Genomic DNA, 24299 nt, shown 5'->3' on the forward strand with positions numbered 1-24299 from the left:
TTACAGTAACTCTTTTCTGAGTTCTTCCGGTGTCTTCTGTGACAGCATTGCCGGTGCGATGTCAAATACAGATTTTGCTCCGCTCTCTCCGGCTTTGGAAAGTCTATAAGCTGCTCTTGCATAACAGATCAGAACGCTTGCTGTAAATTCCGGGTTGGAATCCAATTTCAGAGAATATTCGATCACGTGTTTATTTCCTTCTGTTCCTGTCTCTCCGCTACGGATAACAAAACCACCGTGTGGCATCTTGCTGTGATTTTTCTTTAACTCTTCTTCTGTGATAAATGTTACAGTTGTATCATACTCATCGAAGTAGTTTGGCATTGTCTTGATTGCCTCTTCGATTGCTTTTAAGTCAGCCCCCTCTTCCGGAACAACATAACACTCACGAAGATGTTTGTCTCTTGTTGTCAGCTCCGGCTCACTTCCGGTTCTTACTTTCTCTACTGCAGCCTCGATCGGTACAGTATACTGGATACCATTTTTTACACCTTCGATACGGCGGATTGCATCAGAGTGTCCCTGGCTGACACCTTTTCCCCAGAAAGTATAAGTGCTTCCCTGTACCAGAATGGATTCTGCATACAGACGGTTCAGTGAGAACATTCCCGGATCCCAGCCAACAGAAATAATACTTACATTGTTTCCTGCTTTTGCTGCAGCATCCACATTTGCAAAATACTCCGGAATCTTTGCGTGTGTGTCAAAACTGTCAATAGTACAGAAGTTCTTAGCAACTTCCGGTCCCATAACCGGCAGATCTGTTGCAGAACCACCACACAGAACCATAACATCGATATCTTCTTTCATAGATACCATATCATCAAAATGTTTTACTTCTGCGCCTTCTGTTTTAATAGAAACTGTCTTCGGATCTCTTCTTGTGAATACAGCCTTCAGTTCCATATCATCGTTACGCGCGATTGCCTGTTCTACACCACGTCCAATATTTCCATATCCTACAATACCAATTCTAATTTTTTCCACAATTCTGTCTCCTTTTCCACATTTTATTTATCCACATCCGTGGGATAATTTAATTGGGGACGGGGCTTTTCGAGAAAATCCCCGTCCCCAATTAAATATTAACAGATTTCAGCACCTGCCGGCATATCTTTTTCTGGTGATACAAGTGCCAGATTGCCATTGGCGTCTTCTGCACAGAGTAACATTCCTTCAGATAATACGCCTGCAAGTTTTGCCGGTTTTAAGTTTACAAGTACCATAACTTTCTTGCCGACCATCTCTTCTGCACTATAATGTGCTTTGATTCCGGAAACAATCTGTTTTACTTCGCTTCCGACACGCACCTGTGAGCAGAGAAGTTTTTTGGATTTCTTCACTTCTTCGCAGGAAATGATTTCTCCTACCTGGAACTGCATTTTACCGAAATCTTCAAATGTGATCTCTGGTTTTGCTTCGATATCGATCACTTCCTCGTCAGAAACTTCTTCTTTCTCTTCTACATGTGGATGCAGTTCTTCTACTCTCTTCATCACTTCGTTGATGTCCTGTCTTGCGAACAGAATCTCCGGCTTGTCTGTAACTTTTCCGTCACCTAACTGTGCGAAGATTTTCTCTGCTGTTTCCGGCATGAAGGATGAAAGTAATCCTGCACCAACCTTGATACTTTCGATCAGATTTGCAAGAACAGTTTCAAGACGGTCTTTCTTGTCTTCTTCTTTTGCCAGTGCCCAAGGCATTGTTTCATCGATGTATTTGTTACAGCGTTTGAAGAGTGTGAAAATCTCTGTGATTGCATCTGCTACACGCAAGTCATTCATCTTCACATCAACGTTCTTCGGTGTGTTCTCTGTAACTGCTTTCAGATCTGCATCGATTGCAGCACCTTCTTCATCTAATGTCACATTTTTATTTGTAACAACGCCGCCGAAATATTTATTTGTCATGGAAATCGTTCTGTTTACCAGATTTCCTAATGTATTTGCAAGATCAGAGTTAATACGCTCTACGAGCAGATCCCAGGAAATGACTCCGTCATTTTCGAATGGCATCTCATGCAGTACAAAATAACGGATCGCATCTACGCCAAAGAAATCTACCAGTTCATCTGCATATAATACATTTCCCTTGGATTTACTCATCTTACCGTCACCCTGTAATAACCACGGATGTCCGAATACCTGTTTCGGAAGTGGCACACCAAGAGCCATCAGGAAAATCGGCCAGTAAATAGTATGGAAACGAATGATATCTTTACCGATCAGATGCAAATCCGCCGGCCAGTATTTATTAAAGCGCTCAGAATTATTTCCATCGCAGTCATAACCGATTCCTGTGATATAGTTTGTCAGCGCATCCAGCCATACATAAACAACATGTTTCGGATCGAAATCTACCGGGATTCCCCATGAGAATGAAGTTCTGGATACACACAGATCCTGCAGTCCCGGAAGAAGGAAGTTGTTCATCATTTCATTTTTTCTTGCTACCGGCTGGATAAATTCCGGATGCGTATTGATATGCTCGATCAGGCGGTCTGCATATTTACTCATTTTGAAGAAATAAGCTTCTTCTTTTGCCGGTTTTACTTCTCTTCCGCAGTCCGGGCATTTGCCATCTACTAACTGGGATTCTGTCCAGAAAGACTCACATGGTGTACAGTAAAGTCCTTCATAAGAGCTTTTGTAAATGTCTCCCTGATCGTATAATTTCTTGAAAATTTTCTGTACCTGTTTCTCATGATCTTCATCTGTTGTACGGATAAATTTATCATAAGAAGTGTTCATCAGATCCCAGATTTCTTTTACTTCTCCGGCAACTTTGTCAACGTATTCTTTTGGTGAAATACCTGCTTCTTCTGCCTTTAACTCGATCTTCTGACCATGCTCGTCTGTTCCTGTCTGGAAAAATACATCATAGCCCTGACTTCTCTTATATCTTGCGATCGCATCTGCAAGTACGATCTCGTAAGTATTACCAATGTGCGGCTTGCCGGAAGTATAGGCAATCGCTGTTGTAATATAATATTTTGGTTTGTCCATGTTTTCCTCTCCTTTTGCTTTTAGATAATTATGAATTTGTGCAAGCACAGTGTGTCGACTTCAACATTTTTTACCTTCGGATTGCTCCGTGCTTTCGCACTCCCGCAATCCTACCCGCAATTCGGATATCGCATGGCTTTCGCCATGCTTTTATCCTCATTGCGGGGCAGGTCATGAAGTCATGCTGTCACCCTTGTGCAAGCATAGTGTGACGACATGACTTATGACCTTGGTAAAAAAAAATCTCCAATTTTTCAAAAACTGAAAAATCAGAGAAGACGGGATATCCCGCGTTACCACTTCTGTTCGCTTCTGCCTCACGACAGCAGCCTTACCGGGTGCATGTAACACCTCCCGCTGTAAAGGGCGGTCCCTTCATGACCTAACCTCGCGGCTCAGCCATCCCACTCCGAAGCCATCTTCCATCTTCCTTCATCTGTTCCTCTCAGCCTGCCGGAACTTCTCTGTAAAATGTACGGAAAATGTACTCTCTTCTTCACTGTGTTTGCTCATATGATTAACATATTTCCAATACATGAAATCGTAGCATAATCAGCGTGCCTATGTCAAGTCATTGAGACGATTAACGATTAAAAAGGTTAAAAGATATTCTCCCCTTCCTCTGCATATACTCTAGTAATAATGTCTTCCTTCCGAAAGGTTTCTTATGTTCCGACAACTATTCCGTAAACGTTTCTATTTCTTTATTCCCATTATAATTATTACCGCATGGCTCGCGCTGCATTTATTGCCTGCATCCCTGTCTCAATTGCTGCCGCAGTCCCTGTCTTTTTCCGCTCCGGTCAAGACCGCAAATTCCAAATTTCGCACTTACACGCGTGAGCTGTTCCGGCAGGAATTATCCGGTAACACGCTTTCGCTGCATTATACTTTAAAAAATCCGTCCGCTTACGGCATACAGGAAGAGGACATATCGCTTGGCTCTTACAATATCGATCCGGAAGCGTCCTGTGCCGCCGCGGAAAATGCACTTTCCCGCCTACATACTTTTAATCGCAGAAAATTATCCTCTGAAAATCAGATTACTTACGACATTTTGCAATATTCCTTCCAATCCGCAAAACAAAATGCCAATTACCAGTGGTATGAAGAACCGCTGTCCTCGCTGACCGGTGTGCAGGCACAGTTTCCGGTTCTGCTGTCTGAATATCAGTTTCACACGCGTGATGATATCGAAACTTATTTTAAATTGCTCGCCGAAACTCCGGCGTATTTCGACTCATTAATACAATTTGAAACGAACAAAGCAAAACGCGGATTATTCATGTCTGACTCACAGGTGCAGGCGATCATAAAAGAATGTGAGTCATTTTTAAATTTACAGGAAAATAATTATCTTTACTCAACATTCCAGGCACGGATTTCCAAGCTGTCTCTCTCGAAAAAAGAGCGGATCAAGTGCATACAGAAAAATGAATCCGGGCTAAAAAAATATGTTTTTCCCGCCTACCAGAATCTGATCAAAGGTCTGCAAAATCTGCTTGGAAATGGAAAATACACAGGTGGTCTCTGCCAGTACCCGGGCGGTGCCGGTTATTATGAACATCTCGTTGCCGAAGAAACCGGTTCTTCCCGCAGCATTTCCGAATTAAAAAGCCTGATCATCCGCCAGATGCGAGAAGATCTTGCCGGGCTGAAAAAATATTATATTTCCAATTCATCCCCGTCTTCCGATCTCTACAAAACTCAGGGGACAAAACTTTCCGACACCAACCCGCACTCCATTCTCGCTTCTTTGCAGCAGAAAATTAAAAAGGATTTTCCGAAAGCAGCCAAAACCGAGATTACGATCAAATATGTAGATAAAGAAATGGAGGAATATTTAAGCCCGGCTTTTTATATGATTCCTGCCATTGACGATACAAAAAATAATACAATTTATCTGAACCGCGGGCATCTGCCGGATGACCTGTCCCTTTACACCACGCTGGCGCATGAAGGCTATCCCGGTCATCTCTACCAGACGACTTATTTTGCCGCCAGAAAACCAGATCCTATCCGCACAATTTTCAGCTTCGGCGGCTACACCGAAGGCTGGGCGACCTACTGCGAAATGCTGAGCTACTACTATGCGCCTGTCGATAAAACGTATGCAGCTATGGCGCAAAAAAATACTTCTCTCATTTTAGGTCTCTACAGCCTTGCCGATATCGGTATCCACCACGAAGGATGGGGACTTTCGGAGACAACAACATTTTTCCGGAGCCACGGCATTACCGACACCGATTCCATCTGGGAAATTTATGATCTCATCATTTCCGATCCGGCGAATTATCTGAAATACTATGTCGGTTTTCTGGAATTTCTGGAATTAAAAAAAGCTGCCGTCGAGAAATGGGATTCTCACTTCTCGCAGCAACGTTTTCATAAAGCGGTATTGGATATCGGACCTGCGCCGTTTGAGATTTTGCGTGGTTTTACATTATCAGCCAACAATTAATCTAATCTGGCAGGGGATTTTACTCCATTGTAAAATCCCCTTGCATTGATCTCAACAATCCAGTTTAAACCGTATGTCATTCTGTGTGAAATTTTTCCGTCCATCGTTCTTCATCTGAACATAGTTCTTCTTATCCATAATAAAAATCATCCTGATTGACTCGCAGTTTCTTAATCTTGAAACACCGCGGATAGTCTTTAAATCCTTGTACCTGTGAACGATATTTCTTCATCACCTGCCGCGCTTTCTTCCAGCTTCCGAAGTAACCTATCACTTTAATCTCTACACCTCTCACATGTGTCAACTGATATACATACATAAATCATCACTCCATCTCATTAAGCCTAATTGCTTTTAAATTCATATCCGAAATTCCATAAGTTTCCTGTAAATGTTTCTTCATTTCTACTACAACGTTTGAAACTCTATTTTTGTTACAATTTTTTATAATTTTATTGAAAAAATTGTAACAAAATACCGCTCCTACTGCTTTACTATAAGTAACAATCGGAAACGGTATTTCGTGACACTTTTTTATAAATTTTTTTAATTTTGTTTAATATTCCTCGATATTGACTTCCTTCGTGGTCGTCACATCATAAGGCAGGATCGAATCGGCGAATTTCGTAAATTTCTCCGCCGCATCACTGACATAGAACTCATAGGACGCTTCTCCCTCAGACGGATTCGCCATTCCGTTCTCTGACAGCACTTTTTTAAGATCCATGGCTGTCTCATATGCCGGATTGACAATATGTACGCTCTCTCCGAAATATTCCCGGATGCTGGAACGCAGAAGCGGATAATGGGTACAACCTAAGATCATCGTATCAATATCTGTTTTCTTCATCTCAGACAGGTAAATGTCGATGACTTCTTTTGTAATGCTGTGTTTTGCAAATCCCTCTTCTACCAGCGGTACGAACAGCGGGCATGGTTTCCCGATAACCTTGATATCCGGATTCAGTTTATGGATCTCTTTGTTATAGGTCTCGCTTCGGATCGTCGCTTCGGTTCCGACGATTCCGATGCAGTTATTTCTTGTCTCCTGTACAGCGGCTCTCGCTCCCGGAACAATTACGCCGAGGATCGGCAGATCCGTCTCTTTCTGCACAGTTTCCAACGCAAGCGCACTTGCCGTGTTGCAGGCGATTACAACTGCCTTTACATTTTTCGTCTTTAAGAAACGGATGATCTGTCTGGAAAACCGGATAATGTTATCCTTGGATTTACTTCCGTATGGCACACGCGCCGTATCTCCGAAATAGACGATATTTTCATTTGGAAGCTGACGCATGATCTCCCGCGCTACCGTCAGCCCGCCGACACCAGAATCAAATACTCCGATCGGTGCTGTATTTGTAATCTCTTGACTCATAATCATACTCCCTTGATTTCATTATATGCTAACTATCATATCACACTCGAGTTCGGATTTCCATACTCAGCGAAAATGTTCGCCACCTGATCACAGGCACTTACTCCTCAACCAACTCATCGAAATCGCACTTCTCAAACTCCTGGATGGAAATGTGCCGTTTATTCGGATTGGCATAAACAAATGTCTTATCGACATTCTCCAGATAATTCTGGATCTTGTCGTTCGTAGCACTGATGATCGCCTGAAATCCAAGTCCGCGGATCAGCGAAATACAGCTTGCCACCTTCTCAGCGTCCATCTTGGAAAACGCTTCGTCCAGCACAACGAGACGGATTGTCGGGTTGCGGTGCATTTTCGGAGACAGGTTAATCCGGTAAATCTGTGCAAAGCTGGCAAGAAGTGCCACATACAGCGGGTTCTGCCCTTCTCCGCCGGAATTTTTCTTGATCATTTTGCTCAAACCGATTTTCATGTCTTTTTCGCCATGCACGATCTGCTGCATATCGAAGGATAAATACGTTCTGTAATCTGCATATTTGTCCATATTTTTCTTCGCTTCTTCCAGCTCTTCCGGTGTTGCATTCTCCGGCGGCAGGAAAATACTGATCAACTCATCCATCAGATCCGCGTACTGCTCCTCATGCTCCATCGTGAAAAGATTCATCTGATTTTCCATACCGTCATCCAGTGACGCCGGATGGATCTGGAGCGAATCATCCATGAACATTTTATAATATTTTCCGTCCGGTCCTTTGTTCTTCGTAATGACAAACTGGTATTTATCTTTACCGAAATCAAGCTTACTGATAATGCGGTTCAACTCATCCTGTCTTTGATAAGCTTCTCTTATGGCACTGCGGATCTTAAAAATAAAATCGTCTTTGAAATGCTCTACTGCTGCCCTTGCTTGATCTTTTGCTGCGTCCTTAAATGTCTCTAATTCTTCACACTGCAGCTCATCCAGCAGTCTGTCATATGCTTCATTGTCTCTGTTTGTCGCAGAAAATGTCCGGTTCGCATAACTTCTGAGATAAGTACTTCTTTCTTCTACCAGCTTCTGATAAGCCTCTTCCCGCTCATCCATCTTCGGATACCGTGAAGCAATCTTCTGTTTCTGTAAATATTCATAATTTTCCGAGCGTCTGCCTGCAAGATATTCCTGAAATTCCTGTTCGTAAACGTCATCCCATTTGCTCTGTTCCATTTTCTGTTTCTGCACAAGCAGCGCTTCTTCCGCATGGAGACGTTCTTCCTGCAATTGCTGCATTTCCTGCGTCTGCTTCCAGATTGCTTCCTGCACTTCCGTGATCTGTGCCTTCTTTGCATCCTGTTTCTTACGGATGTCTTCTTTTTCCTGCTCCCAAGCATCCACAGACGCTTCTTTCATTTGCTGCATCTGTTTTACAAGCTGACTTTTCCGTTTCTCACGCTCTGTAATCTTCTCTGCATCTGCCTGCAAAGTAAGATATTCTTCTGCCGGCTGGGACAGCATTTCAAGCTGCAATGTTTTCTTGATCTCTTCTAATAATTCCTGCAGCGGCATGCGTTCTTCTACCAGTTTCTCACAGCGCTCTTCCAGCTGGCGGACACGCTGACGCATACTCGTCTCACCGATGTACGCTCTTCTTGTGTACTGATCCGGATTCATATGCTGCAAACGGAAACTATGATACAATACACAGTCCGGTGTCACACCGATCTTGCAGTTACGGAGCTGTTCTACGGAAGCACATTTTTCTACATTTCCAAGGAAGAAATCAATATAATCCTGCACATATGCTTCTTTCGCTTTCACTTCTTTTGCAAGTCCGTTATCTTTGACCGCATAGCCATCCTTGCCTGCGCCTGCCACCACTTTTTCTGTATCGAGAATGGACACGCGGTGGTATTTCTTCCGATCCATCTGTTCATACAGTTCCATCGCTTCTTTTGCATACTTCGGTTCCACGATCAGAAGCAGCTTGTTGTTGCCAAGATAACCTTCGACAGCGTTGTGCCATGTCTCGTCTTTCACATCGAGAAGGTCGGCAAGGATCTGCACATTTACAAACTTTCCGCACTTCTCATGTAGGCGGTTGCGCAACTCATATCTTGCTTCCTCCAGCTCTTTCGGATAAGCTTTCTTTCCCTGTTTCAGCTCTTTTAACTCTTCTCTTGCCTCTTTCTCTTCTTTCTTCACTTTGCGGAGCGACATCTGTGCTTCCTGTCTCTGCTCTTCCAGTTCCTCGCGGACTTCGCCAAAGCTCTCCTGCAGACGCTCCAGCTCTTCTGCCATAATCGTTCCTTTTGTAAACTTTTCCATGTCCCAGAGCATCTGGTTGGAAACCACATCCTGCTCTTTCCATGCTTCCAGCCGTTCACTGATCTGCTGCCATTTTCCCTGGCTTGTCTGTAAATGTTCCAGTGTCTCATTTACCGCCGCAAGTTCAGCTTCCAGATTTGCATATCCGCTGTTCGCAATTCTTAAAATAATCTCTTCATACTGTTTCTGCAGTTCAACTTCTTCTTTCTTAAGCAACGATAAAATTGCTTCCTGCTCACCGGTGCCTTCTTTGCGCACTTTTTCCTTATCTATGCAGGCCTGGATCTGTCCTTCCAGCTTCAGCATTTCCAGGCGGTCAATCTGATAAGTACATAAAAGAACTTCTTTTTCTTTCTCCTGAAATGCTTCATATCTGCCATGGATATCCTGCAATTTTTGAATTTCGTTCAATGTCTCCTCGATCTTGCTTCGCATTCTCGCATACTGCATAACGCTTTCCTGCAAGTCTTCTATATGAATATCCTGCTCCATGCAAATATACTCTTTCACAAAATCTTCCAGTTTAATATTCATTTTAAATGGAATCGCACGTTTGAAAAGTCGTGGGAATTTCTCCGCATCCAGTCCGCCAAGATAAATATCGTACATCTGGCGGCGGAATCTCTCATTGCTCGGTCCACAGTAAAACTGCTCCGCCGGGAAAGAACGCTGTAAATATTCACGCATTTCCATCGTCGTCAGGCATCTGGATGTGGTACGGTAATTATTTTCCAGAAGACCTCCCATGTGCCAGAAAAACAGTCTGCTGATATCATTTGTCGCCGTATCTACGTCAAACACAACGCCGATACACTGCTTTTCTTTTGTATCACTCTGCTCTAATTCCAGTACGATCGTGCTGGAAAAATTCTGATTTCTCAGATACTGAAATTCATTGTGTTCATTAATGTTGACCATTCCACGCAAATATTCAATGAGGGAACGGTCGGAATCATCTGCTGCCGCTTTATTAAAAAATCCACGTCCGTCTGTATTTGCATATAATACAATCTGCATCGCGTCAATCACGGTTGATTTTCCACTTCCCGAATGTCCGGTGAAGAAATTAATTCCTTCACTAAATGTCAGTATTTTCTGATCAATGTAATGCCAGTTATTCAGACAGATCTTCGACAGTATTTTGAATGGTTGTTTCGTCTCCAATAGTATCCTCCTCACTGAATGTCTCTAATAATGCCCGCAGGTCATCGCCCAGAAGTACCGTATGAATGCATGGGTAAATGACCAGTCTCGTCTCTTCGTTTAATTCTTCCAGAACATCAAGTGGTTCTATGATCTGGTATTTTTTTAAAAGTGCAATCGTTCTGCGCATTTCGGTCGGTGACGGCAGACCGCGTAGCACGCGGAACTCGCCGGCTTTACCGTTTAATGCGCCAACGGTTGTCACAATGTGGCTGCTCGAAGAAACCGTCTCCATCTGCTCATCGTAAATCAGTTTCAGAACAAGCAGATAAATCGTCGCAAGCCGCGATAATTTCTCACCCCAGAGCTGTTCGCCCTGAATGTAAATCACACCCATATGCGCATTTTCCCGCAAAGTAATTCCTGCCACTTTGAAGTAGGCACGGATAAATTCCAGATGTTTGCTCAACACACGATATTCTCTCACCGGAACCATGCGTCCCTGTCTTTTATCAAACTTCCGCTCCAGAACAAAGGTCTGTCGGTACAGAATCTGGATAACTTCTGTTATTTCTTCCTGCTCTTCCTGCGAAAGTTGTTCAAAATATTCGATCATAAGCGTCTCCTTACAAATTTGAGTGCCGGATATTTATAAGAACCATTTTCAATCTGATCCGGTTCTTCCTCCAGCACCATATATTTACTGTTCTTTCTTGTACTGTAATCGTAAGCAAGAATCAGTTTCTCAAACGCCTCTTCATCCATCAGCGAAATCTTGGAAGCGTCCATTACTTCTCCGTCCATATAAGACTCAATAAATTCCTCAATCTGGCTTCTGCTGTAGCGCATCTGAATCCGGTTTAGCTTGAGTACATCATCTTTATCAAGATCCGGCAATGCCTGATCCGGCGCCATTTTACTGATAAAATCCGTTCTTGGTCTTCGTCTCTTATACAGCGATTTCTCCGAAAGAATTTCCAAAAGCGAGAGATTCATCCGCTCCCCGGTTTCACGGATCATCGCATCCTGTTCCTGCGCATCCTCCGTTTGGGACATGCGGTTCAAGAGCTGCACGACCAGACCTTTCGTATCCGTTTCACCACTTAACAGATAGTTAAGTCTCGTCACTGTCGCACGCACATATTTCGCATGCTCTTTATCCATATTGGCGATCCGGTGCTCAATGTCATCAAATCCACGCTCGATCTGATCCAGAAGATCCAACACATCATCTTTCGTATCACCCATCTGCGCCGCCCGGGTACGGATCTCTTCTATCCATTCTTCATCTTCCCGCATGTCGCGCAGACATTTTTTAATATCCATCTTATAAATATAGAAGTTATCCGATGTTTTCAAAATGTGGTATTTCTTCTGTACGATTTCTTCCACATATCCATCCAGATGTTCCCGCAGCAGATCTTCATAATTATTCTGTTCCAGAAGTCTTGCAAAAAATTTATCCATATTATGAAGCATATCCTGCAAAGCTTTATTCAGCCGCTTCGTGTTGACAAGCGCCGTCCGCAGCATTCCGAGGTTTGCCCTGCTGTCGTTCTTAAAAGAAAATAATGTCGCATACACATTCTGGATATAGATTTCCGTGTCCTGCATATCTTCTGAAGACAGCCGCTCAAACGCCTCAATAAAAACAGCCGAATAATCCGGAATGACAATATTCGTAACCAGCGTTTGATAATCTTCAATCCGCTTCAGCCATCCGGTCTTCAAAAGCCAGTTCAGAATCCTCGACGATGGCGTCTCCAGCATGTCAAACTCTGTCTCATTTTCCTCCCACTGGAGCTTGAACCGCTTTCTCGCATTCATGTCCCCCAGCACTTGGATACACACTTCCCTCGTCAGGAAATAATTATTATATTGATATTCTTCATTGATGCACAACAGTGCTTCAATATAAATGTCCCGGTTCACCGAACGGAATAAACTCCAGAACGTGTCCGGGATTTCATTTCTTAATTGCATCTGTTTTCTCCATTTTATAATCCAAATCCGTTATTGCCCACAAACCATCTGCAAACAACAACTAAAATCCATCATTTAGTATAAATGTTTCCGGCTTCCATTGCAATGTTCTATTTTTCCTGTCATAATGTATATAATACCAAGGGATAAAAGTGTGTCATCCGTCTGAACTTGTTCAGAGACGGATGACACACTTTGAGACCTGCCACGTTATGAGCATGTAAGAGGAGCGTAAGCTCCACGATATGCGAATAGCGGGGGCGGGCGCTATGTGCCAGCGACACATGCTTAGCGCCGACCGAAGCGGAGCGTAGACGCGAGAGTACGCAGTACGCAGCAATCCGATGGGATTATATATAAGTGTGCAAAAGGCGGTATCCGTCTGAACTTGTTCAGAGACGGATGACACACTTTGAGACCTGCCACGTACGTTATAAAATGGAGGAACAGACATGGCTGAAACAATCATGAAAGAAACAACCGAAGAGCAAAAGAATAACACCACTGAAAATGTGGTAACTCCTTTTGAGAAAAATACAGGAAATGAAAATGCTACAAAAGAAACTGAGGAGAAAACTTCTGCTGCTGAAAATTCAGATTCCGTTAAGACAGATTCCATGAAAAATGATTCTGTAAATGCAAACTCTGCAAATGCAAACTCTACAAATGCAGACTCTATAAATGCAGACACTACCGGATCAGCTCATTATCGTACGATTGACGATCCTTCCGATAATTTTTCCAGAGATCAGTGGATTCTTTCCCACATCAAAGACGAGGACCTGATGGAATATCTCCGGTTAGAACAGCATCGCATGGAACTTTTACAACAGGCAAAAGAGAAACGCGAAAAACGCATTTTCACACTGGTTCAGCTTTTACTTTCACTTGCCGCTGTCATTGCAGTTACTTATCTTTTAAAAGACAATCCGACAATCCTTTTAAGCATCCTTTATATTGTCGGCATTATTGGCGCTTTCTGGATCATGAAGAATCCAAAAGATAAGAGCGATCGTAAAAATAAAGATACTAAATAGCTATCTGTTTCATATTTATTTTGTATTTAACTTAAAATCAATTTTACTATATGATCCGGTCTGGAATTTCCAGGTCGGATTTTGTTATAGCTACGAGGAAAATGCACGCATTTATGCAGGTGCATTTGACGGCCGCTAATCAGAGCGAGATACGAAAAAGCGTATCTCGTCTCTGTCAATAATCACAACATCGCTCCCGCAAGTATCACACTTGCTGCAAGCCCGGCGAAAGTTGCAAGCAATGCACCAGTCAGTGTGTACCTCGTCTTTGTAACTTTTGCTGTCATATAATACACACTCATTGTATAGAAAATCGTTTCGGTACTTGCCATGCTGATGGACGCAATTAATCCGTTTCTCGAATCTGTCCCAAATTCCTTATAAATATCTAATAGCAAACCGGTTGCTGCCGAAGAAGAAAACATCTTTACAACTGTAAGCGGCACCAATTCGCCCGGAAAGCCAATCCATTTTGTAAACTTTCCGATTTCTTCCGACAGACAAGTCAGCAAGCCTGAAGCCCTCAAGATTCCGACTGCCACCATAAGCCCTACCATTGTCGGTATGATTTTCGCCACAGTCAGAAAACCGCTTTTCGCGCCTTTTACAAATACATCATAAACCGCAACCTGCTGCAGGATTCCATAGCATAAAATTCCAAGAATGATCATCGGAATCAGCAGATCCGACACGATAAGAAACCATTTCATTTCCAGATTCTCCATTTAGCATATATTTTTGTTCTTTCTAATGAAAATGTCAAAAAACAACAGCTATGATACTTGCATATCGTTCCTTTTTTACTCCCCTAATCCTATACCAATATTTCTATACTATTACTGTATGGCTGTTTTTCTTTATAAATTCTTATTTTTTAATTCCGGAATATTTTTTTATTCTATGCACACTTTGTTGCAAATATCTCCTTTATCTTAAGCATAACTTTTTCCTTTCTTTCATAAAATAATTTAAGTTTGTAATAAAAAATGCTTTCGAGGTATCCTATGTTAAATCTTCTCTGGGCAGGCATGATCATTGCAGGTGTTTTCTTCGCCGCATTCACCGGGCAGATTCCGGAAATAACAAAAGCGGCGCTGGATTCTTCTAAAGAAGCAGTGACGCTTTGCATCACAATTTCAGGAGTTATGGCTTTTTGGACCGGAATGATGGAAATCGCCCAGGAAGCAGGCATGATCCGGAAACTTTCTGCGAAACTTTTGCCCTTCCTACATTTTTTATTTCCAGAACTACCCTCTTCCCATAAAGCAATACCACATATTTCTACAAATATTATTGCCAACATATTAGGGCTTGGATGGGCTGCGACTCCTGCCGGATTAAATGCCATGCAGGCACTTTCAGATTTGGAAAAGGAACGGCGGTCTGGAAAAGCTCCCGGTCCGGTGCTTCCTCCAGGCACTGCGAGCAAAGAAATGTGTAATTTTCTCATTCTGAACATTTCATCACTACAGCTGATTCCAGTAAATATTATTGCATACCGCAGTCAGTACGGAAGTGTCAATCCTGCTGCCATTACCGGTGCCGGAATTCTTGCGACCAGCGCCAGCACGCTGACCGCTATCTTATATTGTAAATACAAGAATCATCACCCCTATTAGAAAAGCTTCTTTTCATATTGATATGTTAAAAAGTAGCTATACAAATATTTATTTTTCTATATATGAAAAACACATAATAGTCACCAAATACTTTGATTTTCAAATTTTTTTGTTTCAGGGGTTGCTTTTTTTATTTTTTGAGATATAATATGGATATAAATAGATGTAGTATTTAATACTACGTGTCGAACTATCGATTTCTAGGAGGCGGTATTTATGTCAGATACAATACAAAAATATATCAAAGATCCAGGAAGTGCGATCACTCATTTTATCGGAATGTTAATGGCAATTTTTGCAGCTATTCCACTTCTGATCAAAGCAGCAAGAGAGCCTTCCCGCATTTATATTATTTCCATTGCGATTTATGCGGTCAGCCTGATTCTGCTCTATGCAGCCAGCACCACATACCATACATTTAACCGCACGCCGCGGATTAATAAAATTTTGAAAAAAATCGACCATATGATGATTAGTGTCCTGATCGCCGGAAGCTACACTCCGATCTGTCTGCTCGTGCTTGGTGGCAAAACCGGAATCATTTTGCTCTCTATTGTGTGGGGTATTGCGATCGCCGGAATCATCATCAAGGCTTTCTGGATCAACTGCCCGAAGTGGGTATCTTCCGTTCTGTATATCGGCATGGGCTGGACCTGCGTACTTGCATTTACACAACTTCTTAACTCCATGTCACAGGCAGCTTTCGGATGGCTCCTTGCAGGTGGTATCATTTACACTGTCGGCGGCGTGATCTACGCACTGAAACTGCCGATTTTCAACAGCCATCATAAGAATTTCGGAAGTCATGAGATCTTCCACTTATTCGTTATGGGTGGAAGCTTCTGCCACTTCATCGTTATGTACAACTTTGTTCTCCGTTAATTGAAATGTAGCGAGCAGAAGCTCTTTCTTCTTCCGCGGCAGTTGTTTGATCTCATACTCCCGTCGCATAGCTTCAGATTTTGTCTGGAATGTCTCATAATAAACCAGCTCAACTGGGCGCCGGTACTTCGTGTACTTGGCGCCCTTTCCTTCGTTATGCATTTTCACACGCTTTTCCACATCATTCGTCCAGCCTGTGTATAACGTGCCATCCGCACATTTTAAAATATATGTATAATTCATTTTCCACACATCTTTCCACATCTTATCTACATCACAGTATAACTTATCCACGATATCCCGTCCAGTTACGAAAAAGGGACAGGGACTTTCGAATAGGGGACGGGGATTTTCTAGAAAATCCCCGTCCCCTATTCGACTAAGAACTCAATCGGATTGACCGGCTGCCCATTTTTCCGCATTTCAAAATAAACATTGCTGCCTTCTGCGCTGTAGTATTTGGTCGGTTCACTAACATAACCGAGTGTTGTTTTTGCCGTAACCGACTGCCCGGTCTTCACCGGCACTTCCTTGAGTTGTCCATAAATCAGCTCATAGCCGTTACCAATATCAACGGTTACGGTTGTTCCGGTCTGTGCAGTTTTGTCAATCGATTTTACGACGCCTGTTGTTGCTGCTATGACTTGATCTCCGACTTCTGCGGAGAAAATAACTGCCGGATTGTATTTGTACTGATCCAATGTCTTAAAGTACACGGTTTTATCCATGCTGTAGTTCATCAGGATGCTGCCGTCTACCGGCCAGAGCAGTTCACTCTTCCCGTCAAATCCTGATATTGCCCGACTTCCGGTTGTTTGAGTTTCTCCGGCTCCTGTTCCATCTGAATCATTTTCATTATCAGATGTACTTTCTCCGGCTCCTGCATTTTCATCGTTATTATCCGGTTCTTCTGTATTCGGGACGTTGTCTAATGGTGTGTTTCCTTCGCCTTTTTCTTCTGCACTCTTTTCCGGTTCGTTCACAATCTTGTCCGTTCCGGCTTCTTTCTTCTCTTGTTCCATTTTTGCCTGCAACTGTTCTTTCTGCGCCTGTTTGTAGTCTTTAAATGTATATGTTCCTACTATTGCGATAGCTGCCACAAAGCACAAAACGGCTGCAACGGCAGGCCCTCGTTTTCTTTTTTTCGGCCCTGGTCTCTTTTTTTGCTCTTGATTCATCTAATCACCACCTCTGACTTTATTTTTGCCAGCGCATGGTAACCTTATTCACATAGTTTATTCATTTTCTAAATTTTATATTATCACCTACTTTCCCACCTGATTTTTACGTCCTCCTTCCCCCTGTACGATCTCCGCAACCTCCCGGATTTTCGTCTTTTTATAAAAATAACCGAGTATCTCCTTATAAGTTTTCCCCTTTTTCGCCATTTCATTTGCCGTATACTGGCTCATTCCGTATCCATGTCCGACACCGCACGTGATAATGCGCAGTTTTCCAGCGTATTTTTGTAAAATAAAACTCGACGACGCCAAATGATATTTCTCCCGGAACGCTTCACCGCTCATTATTTCTTCCCCAACCCGCACTTTTTTCACATATCCGGCGCTATCGAGTGCAGTCACTTTTGCATCTAATTTTTTCTCCATTGTTGTCTGGATCTGCCATTCATTTTCCAGATCTTTCGGACAGGTCACTTTTTTGAGATAAGGATATTCTTCACCCAGCGACTCTTTTGCATCCCGTGTACTTCCGTTTGTCAGCCTGCAAAATGGTGCATACGCCGGTTTTCCTTTCCATGTCAGGATCTCGCCATCCGTCTCCTCCCACGCTTTTTTTAATTTATTATAGTAGGAATAATATTTATTGCTTCCCCACAACTGTTTTTTCTGTGCATCGGTCAGATAACTCTGCTCAAGTACAGTATCACTTCCGTCCTGATTCATTTTCTCGCAAATAGATGTGCGCACAAGTACCGCCTGCGCTTTCCATGCTTCTTTTTTATACGAGCCGGGCATTTCTTTCGCCATGACACTAATTCCGTAATCTTCTAAGGGCATTTCTATAATTTTCTTACTACCTCTCAAATTACTATTATTTCCATTTCTCTCTTTTGATCCACTGTTCTTCACACTATCGTCATCCACATCTCTACCTCCCGAACTATCTCTATTTTTCGAGCCACCGCCATTCTCATCCACATCTGCTATATCTGCACCATTTCCCGAGCCATCTCCCGACTCACTACTCTCCACCCGCACATACGTCTCATCCACTTCCACGCTTCCTCCCCGCCCGGAGCCATTTAAAAATGCTGTCACAAAATACGGCACACAGATCAGTATCGCCAGATAACACACTGCTTTTTTCAAATATCTATGCATACAAAAAGCCCTCCCATACACTGTATGGAAGGACTTGTCTGCTTATTCACAAATTTATTTGCAAATTTTATTCGTAAATTTCTTCTGAAATTGTCTCTTTGTCCAGTTTCCAGATATCATCGACATATTCCTGAATCGTTCTGTCTGATGAGAACTTACCGCAGGATGCTGTATTTAACAGGACCATCTTAGCCCATCTGTCTTTATCTCTGTAAGCAGCCTCTACTTTCTCCTGTGCCTCGGCATAAGAGCGGAAATCTTTCAGGATGAAATATACATCCGCCTGATTATTTCCCTGTGGCATTAACAGTGAGTTGTAAAGATCGCGATACATCTCTGTATCACCCTGTGCATAAGTACCGTCTACCAGCTGGTCAACCACTCGTTTGAGTTCTGGATCGCTGTTGTAGATCTGGCGTGAATCGTATCCACCATTCTGCTCATAGTTAATAACTTCATCAGAACTCAGGCCAAAGATAAATGCATTATCCGCTCCGACTTCTTCTACAATTTCCACATTTGCTCCATCCATCGTTCCCAGAGTTGCGGCACCATTTAACATAAATTTCATGTTACCGGTTCCGGATGCTTCCTTGGATGCTGTAGAAATCTGTTCGCTGACATCTGCTGCCGCAAAAATCCACTCAGCATTAGATACACGGTAATCTTCAATAAATACAACTTTCAATTTACCGTTAATACTGCGGTCATTATTTACAACATCTGCTACGGAGTTGATCAGCTTAATGATCTGTTTTGCACGGATATAACCTGCGGAAGCCTTCGCTCCAAAGATAAATGTTCTTGGATAGAAGCTCTTCTCCGGATGCTCTTTAATCTGATTGTATAAGTACATAACGTGTAAAATGTTAAGAAGCTGACGTTTGTACTCATGCAGACGTTTTACCTGCACATCGAAAATAGATGTCGGATCTACTTCGATACCGTTATGCTCCTTGATGTATTTTGCAAGACGTACTTTATTTTCATATTTGATAGACATAAACTCTTTCAGAGCTTCCTCGTCATCCAGCCATTTTTTCAGTCCGGACATCTTCGGCAGATCTGTGATCCAGTCTTTTGTTCCGAGTTTTTCTGTTACCCAGTCTGCAAGCAGCGGATTTCCGTGCATCAGAAAACGTCTCTGTGTGATACCGTTTGTCTTGTTGTTAAATTTCTCCGGCATCATCTCGTAGAAATCACGCAGCTCCTGTTTTTTCAGGATCTCTGTATGCAGGCGCGCAACACCATTGACAGAATATCCGGCAACGATTGCCAGATGTGCCATCTTCACCTGTCCGTCTCTTAAAATCTGCATTTTTGCAACTTTTTCTTCATTTCCTGGATACATCTCACGTACCTGGATTACGAAACGACGGTCGATCTCCTGAATGATCTGGTAAACTCTAGGAAGCAGTTTTGAGAACAGGTCGATCGGCCATTTCTCCAGCGCTTCTGCCATGATCGTATGGTTTGTGTAAGCACAGGTCTTTGTTGTAATCTCCCATGCATCGTTCCATTCCATATTTTCTTCATCCAGAAGGATCCGCATTAACTCTGCAACTGCTACAGTCGGATGTGTATCGTTCATCTGAATTGTAATCTTCTCCGGCAGTTCATGTAAATCTGTATGTTTTTTCTTAAATTTGGCAATTGCTGCCTGTAAGCTTGCAGATACGAAGAAATACTGCTGTTTCAGACGCAGTTCTTTTCCTGCGTAGTGATTATCGTTCGGATACAGCACTTCTACGATATTCTTCGCAAGGTTCTGCTGCTCAACCGCTTTGTGATAATCTCCACGGTCAAAGGAATCTAACTGGAAGTCTACGATTGGCTCTGCATCCCAGATTCGTAAAGTATTGACGATATGGTTGTTGTATCCGACAATCGGATAATCATACGGAACAGCCAGTACAGATTCGTAATTTTCCTGTACAAAATGTGTCTTTCCATGCTCGTCATACTCTACACGGATGTTTCCGCCAAAACGTACTTCTTTGGCATACTCCGGACGTTTCAGTTCAAACGGATTGCCATCTTTTAACCAGTTATCCGGAGTCTCTACCTGATAGCCGTCCTCAATCTTCTGCTTGAACATACCATAGCGGTAGCGGATTCCACAGCCGTAAGCTGCATATCCCAGTGTTGCAAGTGAGTCTAAAAAACAAGCTGCCAGTCTTCCAAGACCACCGTTACCAAGAGCCGGATCCGGCTCCTGGTCCTCGATTGCATTAAGATCGATGCCAAGCTCATCTAAAGCTTCCTTCACCTCTTTGTAAGCGGTCATATTGATCAGGTTATTTCCAAGCGCACGTCCCATCAGAAATTCCATAGACATGTAATAAACCATCTTCGGATCATCTTTCTCATACTGTTCCTGAGTCGCGATCCAGTCATCGATGATCGCTTCTTTTACAGCATAAGAGACTGCCTGGAATAACTGCTGCGGGGTTGCTTCTTCAATTGTCTTACGAAACAGGGTTTTTACATTATTTTTAACTTCTTTTTTAAACGCCTGTTTTTCAAATCTTGGATTGATCATTTTCACATTCCTTTCTTTACGGAGGGGCACAGATTACTGTTTTTCCACGCCGAGTGTTACCTTCTCTCCGTTGATCTTCCATTCTTTCACATATCCTGACGGTGTCTGTTTCACTGCGCTTATGCCCAGAGTCTCTCCGGCGATCTCATCTGCATGCTCCGCGAAAATCTTCTCAGCCTTCTCGGTTCCCTCGTATGTGATCGCAATCTGATCCATAACTTCAAATCCGGCTTCTTTACGCATCGTCTGTACTTTGCTGATGATCTCACGTACAAATCCTTCTGTCAGAAGTTCTTCTGTCAGGTTCGTATCCAGAACAACGGTAATTCCGTTATCATTTTCAGATACATAGCCTTCCATCTGTGCAGTGTCAATCAGAAGATCCTCGCGGAATAAAGTAATCTCCTGTCCATTGATATCCAGTTTTAAAGAATCGGTTGCATTCAGCTCATCCATTGCTGCGTTTCCGTCTAATGAGCCAAGTGCAGCTTTGATTCCACCTAACATTTTACCATATTTTGGACCTACCGTCTTTAGCTGAGGTTTGAAAGAATAGGAGGTGAAATCACGAACTTCTTGTGTAAATTCCATAGTTTTTACATTCAATTCGTCTTCGATAATCTCCTGATAGAACTCCGGAAGTTCAAAATCAGCTTTCACATACATTTTTCCAATCGGCTGACGGTTTTTGATATTTGCAGTATTTCTGCAAGCACGTCCCATAACAACCAGTTTCAGAAGTTTCTCCATGTTATCTTCCAGTTCTTTGTCAATGTGCTCCTCATTTACAGTCGGATAATCGCACAGGTGGATACTCTCCGGTGCGCTCTCATCCAGGCTTCTTACGAGGTTCTGGTAAATATCTTCTGTCATGAACGGAATCATCGGTGCAGCAACCTTGCTCACTTCAACAAGCGCTGTGTACAGAGTCATGTAAGCATTGATCTTATCCTGCTCCATTCCTTTTGCCCAGAAACGCTCACGGCTTCTTCTTACATACCAGTTACTCATATCATCTACAAATTCCTGAAGTGCTCTTGCTGCTTCCGGGATTCTGTAATTTGCAAGATGATCATCTACGTCTTTGATCAGTGTATTTAATTTGGATAATAACCATTTATCCATAACGGATAATTTATCATATTCCAGTACATATTTTGTTGCATCGAAATTATCAATATTTGCATACAGTACGAAAAACGCATAAGTATTCCACAGAGTTCCCATGAATTTTCTCTGTCCTTCTACAACAGCTTTTCCATGGAAACGGTTCGGCAGCCACGGTGCACTGTTTACATAGAAATACCAGCGGATCGCATCTGCTCCGTATTTCTCCAGTGCATCAAACGGATCAACTGCATTTCCCTTGGATTTACTCATCTTCTGTCCATTCTCATCCTGTACATGTCCCAGAACGATAACGTTCTTATACGGAGCTTTGTTGAAAATCAATGTGGAAATAGCCAGTAAGGAATAGAACCATCCACGTGTCTGGTCTACCGCCTCGGAAATAAAGTCTGCCGGGAAATGCTTCTCGAACAGATCCTGATTCTCAAATGGATAGTGGTACTGTGCAAACGGCATAGATCCACTGTCAAACCAGCAGTCGATAACTTCCGGTACGCGGTGCATTGGCTTGCCGCACTTCGGACACTTGATCGTTACATTGTCGATATATGGACGGTGTAATTCGATCTCATCCGGACAGTTGTCGGACATAGATTTCAGTTCTTCAATACTTCCGATTGAATGCTGGCATCCGCACTCGCACTCCCAGATATTTAACGGAGTTCCCCAGTAGCGGTTACGGCTGATACCCCAGTCCTGGACATTTTCCAGCCAGTCGCCGAAACGTCCTTTTCCGATGCTTTCCGGGATCCAGTTGATCGTGTTGTTGTTTGCGATCAAATCGTCTTTAACTTCTGTCATCTTGATAAACCATGACTCACGAGCGTAGTAAATCAGTGGTGTATCACATCTCCAGCAGTGTGGATAGCTGTGTTCAAACTTCGGCGCGTCGAAGAGAAGTTTTCTCTCATCCAAATCTTTTAATACTTCCGGATCTGCTTTCTTTACGAAAATACCGGCAAATGGTGTAGTCTCTCCCATATCACCTTTTTCGTCTACTAACTGTACGAACGGCATGTCATATTTACGTCCGACTTTGGCATCGTCTTCACCAAATGCAGGTGCGATATGAACAACACCGGTACCATCTGTCAGTGTTACATAAGTATCGCATGTAACGAAGAATGCTTTTTTATTCTGTTTCGCTGCGCAGTCATATGCACACTGGTACAGCGGCTCGTATTCTTTGTATTCCAGATCCTGTCCTTTGTATGTTTCCAGGATTTCATAATCCGGACCTTCGTTTCCTGATTTCTCAGCAAGTCCACCAAGAACAGTATCCAGAAGCGCCTGTGCCATGTAATAAACATATCCGTCAGCAGCCTTTACTTTTGCGTAGTCTTCTTCCGGATTTACACAAAGACCGATGTTGGACGGCAGTGTCCAAGGTGTAGTTGTCCATGCGAGGAAATATGCATCTTCTCCGACAACTTTGAAACGTACAATTGCAGAACGTTCTTTTACATCTTTATATCCCTGTGCTACTTCCTGTGCAGAAAGCGGAGTTCCACAACGAGGGCAATAAGGAACAATCTTGAATCCTTTGTACAGAAGACCTTTGTCCCAGATCTTCTTCAGTGCCCACCACTCAGACTCGATAAAGTCATTGTGATAAGTAACATACGGATCATCCATGTCAGCCCAGAAACCTACAGTATTAGAGAAATCTTCCCACATACCTTTGTATTTCCATACGCTTTCTTTACATTTCTTAATAAATGGCTCTACACCATATTTCTCGATCTGTTCTTTTCCGTCCAGTCCAAGAGCTTTCTCAACTTCCAGCTCAACCGGCAGACCGTGTGTATCCCATCCGGCCTTTCTCGGTACTTCATATCCCTTCATTGTACGATAACGCGGGATCATATCTTTAATAACACGAGTCAGTACGTGACCGATATGCGGTTTACCATTTGCTGTCGGCGGTCCGTCGTAAAACATATACTGTGGACAGCCTTCACGGTCTTCCATACTCTTCTCAAAAATGTGATTCTCTTCCCAGAACTTCTCTGTAGCCTTCTCGCGGTCTACAAAATTCATGTCTGTCGAAACTTTCTTATACATGATTCTCCTCCTTCTCTGATGGGGGACGGGGCATTTCTAGAAAATCCCCGTCCCCTTTTAATATCTTTTGATAGTTTTCCACATTTTCCACATCTTTTTTCCACATCGTGGGGGAAAATTGGGATGAATATTAACATTTTTTGCATGTATAGGATAAATAAAATAGAATGTGCCTTAGCACATTCCCGCGCTGAGCGCGGTTGTTTACAACAATCTACCTCTTCGCGCGAGTGCGCATCCTGCCGGAGGCTTTTTTTATATAATAGGAAATGCAATTTCTATTATATAAAAAAAGCTTCCATCCTGTATAGGACGAAAGCTGTGCCTGCGTTTATAAACCACCTAAACATACTATCATATGCTTTTCCTGTAACGGGGAAATGCCGTCAGCATCTACTAAGCTTGCGCTT

Annotated in this window: 17 protein-coding genes; 4 read left to right on the plus strand and 13 right to left on the minus strand. The window is 42.8% G+C overall.

Annotated elements, in window-relative coordinates; translation table 11 throughout:
• On the minus strand, positions 1-987 hold the full coding sequence (locus DXC04_RS09410; protein ID WP_118288296.1) for a diaminopimelate dehydrogenase: 987 nt from the start codon (positions 985-987) through the stop codon (positions 1-3).
• A 98-nt stretch (positions 988-1085) separates the two neighbouring features.
• Positions 1086-3041 (minus strand): methionine--tRNA ligase, encoded by a 1956-nt coding sequence (gene metG, locus DXC04_RS09415; protein ID WP_279220503.1) that lies wholly within the window; start codon positions 3039-3041, stop codon positions 1086-1088.
• A gap of 733 nt (positions 3042-3774) precedes the next feature.
• On the opposite strand from metG, the gene DXC04_RS09420 reads away from it, so the two are divergent.
• Complete coding sequence (locus DXC04_RS09420) at positions 3775-5466, plus strand: DUF885 domain-containing protein (RefSeq protein ID WP_243112134.1); 1692 nt, start codon at positions 3775-3777, stop codon at positions 5464-5466.
• 130 nt (positions 5467-5596) lie between these two features.
• Here DXC04_RS09420 and DXC04_RS09425 read toward each other — a convergent pair whose 3' ends face one another.
• The 5 genes from DXC04_RS09425 to DXC04_RS09445 all read right to left on the minus strand — a co-directional run bounded on the left by DXC04_RS09425 (position 5597) and on the right by DXC04_RS09445 (position 12275).
• A complete protein-coding gene (locus DXC04_RS09425) occupies positions 5597-5785 on the minus strand; it encodes a DUF7336 domain-containing protein (protein ID WP_021860588.1) in 189 nt (62 codons plus the stop codon).
• A 237-nt stretch (positions 5786-6022) separates the two neighbouring features.
• Positions 6023-6844 (minus strand): glutamate racemase, encoded by an 822-nt coding sequence (gene murI, locus DXC04_RS09430; RefSeq protein ID WP_118660905.1) that lies wholly within the window; start codon positions 6842-6844, stop codon positions 6023-6025.
• 100 nt (positions 6845-6944) lie between these two features.
• Positions 6945-10313, minus strand: coding sequence for an ATP-binding protein (locus DXC04_RS09435; protein WP_118660906.1), 3369 nt, complete (start codon positions 10311-10313; stop codon positions 6945-6947).
• Complete coding sequence (locus DXC04_RS09440) at positions 10264-10908, minus strand: DUF4194 domain-containing protein (protein ID WP_021860581.1); 645 nt, start codon at positions 10906-10908, stop codon at positions 10264-10266. The genes DXC04_RS09435 and DXC04_RS09440 overlap by 50 nt, the downstream gene beginning before the upstream one ends.
• Positions 10905-12275 (minus strand): Wadjet anti-phage system protein JetA family protein, encoded by a 1371-nt coding sequence (locus DXC04_RS09445; RefSeq protein ID WP_021860580.1) that lies wholly within the window; start codon positions 12273-12275, stop codon positions 10905-10907. Before DXC04_RS09445 ends, DXC04_RS09440 begins: the two co-directional genes overlap by 4 nt.
• 452 nt (positions 12276-12727) lie before the next feature.
• On the opposite strand from DXC04_RS09445, the gene DXC04_RS09450 reads away from it, so the two are divergent.
• Positions 12728-13312, plus strand: a complete 585-nt coding sequence (locus DXC04_RS09450) for a hypothetical protein (protein WP_118660907.1) — start codon at positions 12728-12730, stop codon at positions 13310-13312.
• Between the two features lie 182 nt (positions 13313-13494).
• Here the strand turns inward: DXC04_RS09450 and DXC04_RS09455 are convergent, their stop codons facing one another.
• Entirely contained in the window at positions 13495-14022 is a 528-nt protein-coding gene (locus DXC04_RS09455) for a spore maturation protein (RefSeq protein ID WP_021860578.1), read from the minus strand.
• A gap of 294 nt (positions 14023-14316) precedes the next feature.
• On the opposite strand from DXC04_RS09455, the gene DXC04_RS09460 reads away from it, so the two are divergent.
• Both DXC04_RS09460 and trhA read left to right on the plus strand, forming a co-directional pair.
• On the plus strand, positions 14317-14931 hold the full coding sequence (locus DXC04_RS09460; protein WP_021860577.1) for a hypothetical protein: 615 nt from the start codon (positions 14317-14319) through the stop codon (positions 14929-14931).
• 216 nt (positions 14932-15147) lie between these two features.
• Positions 15148-15813, plus strand: a complete 666-nt coding sequence (gene trhA, locus DXC04_RS09465) for a PAQR family membrane homeostasis protein TrhA (protein WP_118660908.1) — start codon at positions 15148-15150, stop codon at positions 15811-15813.
• Here trhA and DXC04_RS09470 read toward each other — a convergent pair.
• From DXC04_RS09470 to ileS, 5 genes are all read right to left on the minus strand, one after another.
• A complete protein-coding gene (locus DXC04_RS09470) occupies positions 15751-16056 on the minus strand; it encodes a GIY-YIG nuclease family protein (protein ID WP_117537994.1) in 306 nt (101 codons plus the stop codon). The genes trhA and DXC04_RS09470 overlap by 63 nt on opposite strands.
• Before the next feature lie 128 nt (positions 16057-16184).
• On the minus strand, positions 16185-16991 hold the full coding sequence (locus DXC04_RS09475) for a M23 family metallopeptidase (RefSeq protein ID WP_118660909.1): 807 nt from the start codon (positions 16989-16991) through the stop codon (positions 16185-16187).
• 87 nt (positions 16992-17078) lie between these two features.
• Entirely contained in the window at positions 17079-18155 is a 1077-nt protein-coding gene (locus DXC04_RS09480; RefSeq protein ID WP_118660910.1) for a SpoIID/LytB domain-containing protein, read from the minus strand.
• 67 nt (positions 18156-18222) lie between these two features.
• Positions 18223-20697, minus strand: a complete 2475-nt coding sequence (locus DXC04_RS09485) for a glycogen/starch/alpha-glucan phosphorylase (RefSeq protein WP_021860572.1) — start codon at positions 20695-20697, stop codon at positions 18223-18225.
• A gap of 33 nt (positions 20698-20730) precedes the next feature.
• Positions 20731-23889, minus strand: a complete 3159-nt coding sequence (ileS, locus tag DXC04_RS09490) for an isoleucine--tRNA ligase (protein WP_118660911.1) — start codon at positions 23887-23889, stop codon at positions 20731-20733.
• Between the last annotated feature and the right edge of the window lie 410 nt (positions 23890-24299).

The organism is Dorea sp. OM07-5 (assembly GCF_003481355.1).
Classification (GTDB): Bacteria; Bacillota; Clostridia; order Lachnospirales; family Lachnospiraceae; genus Dorea_D; species Dorea_D hominis.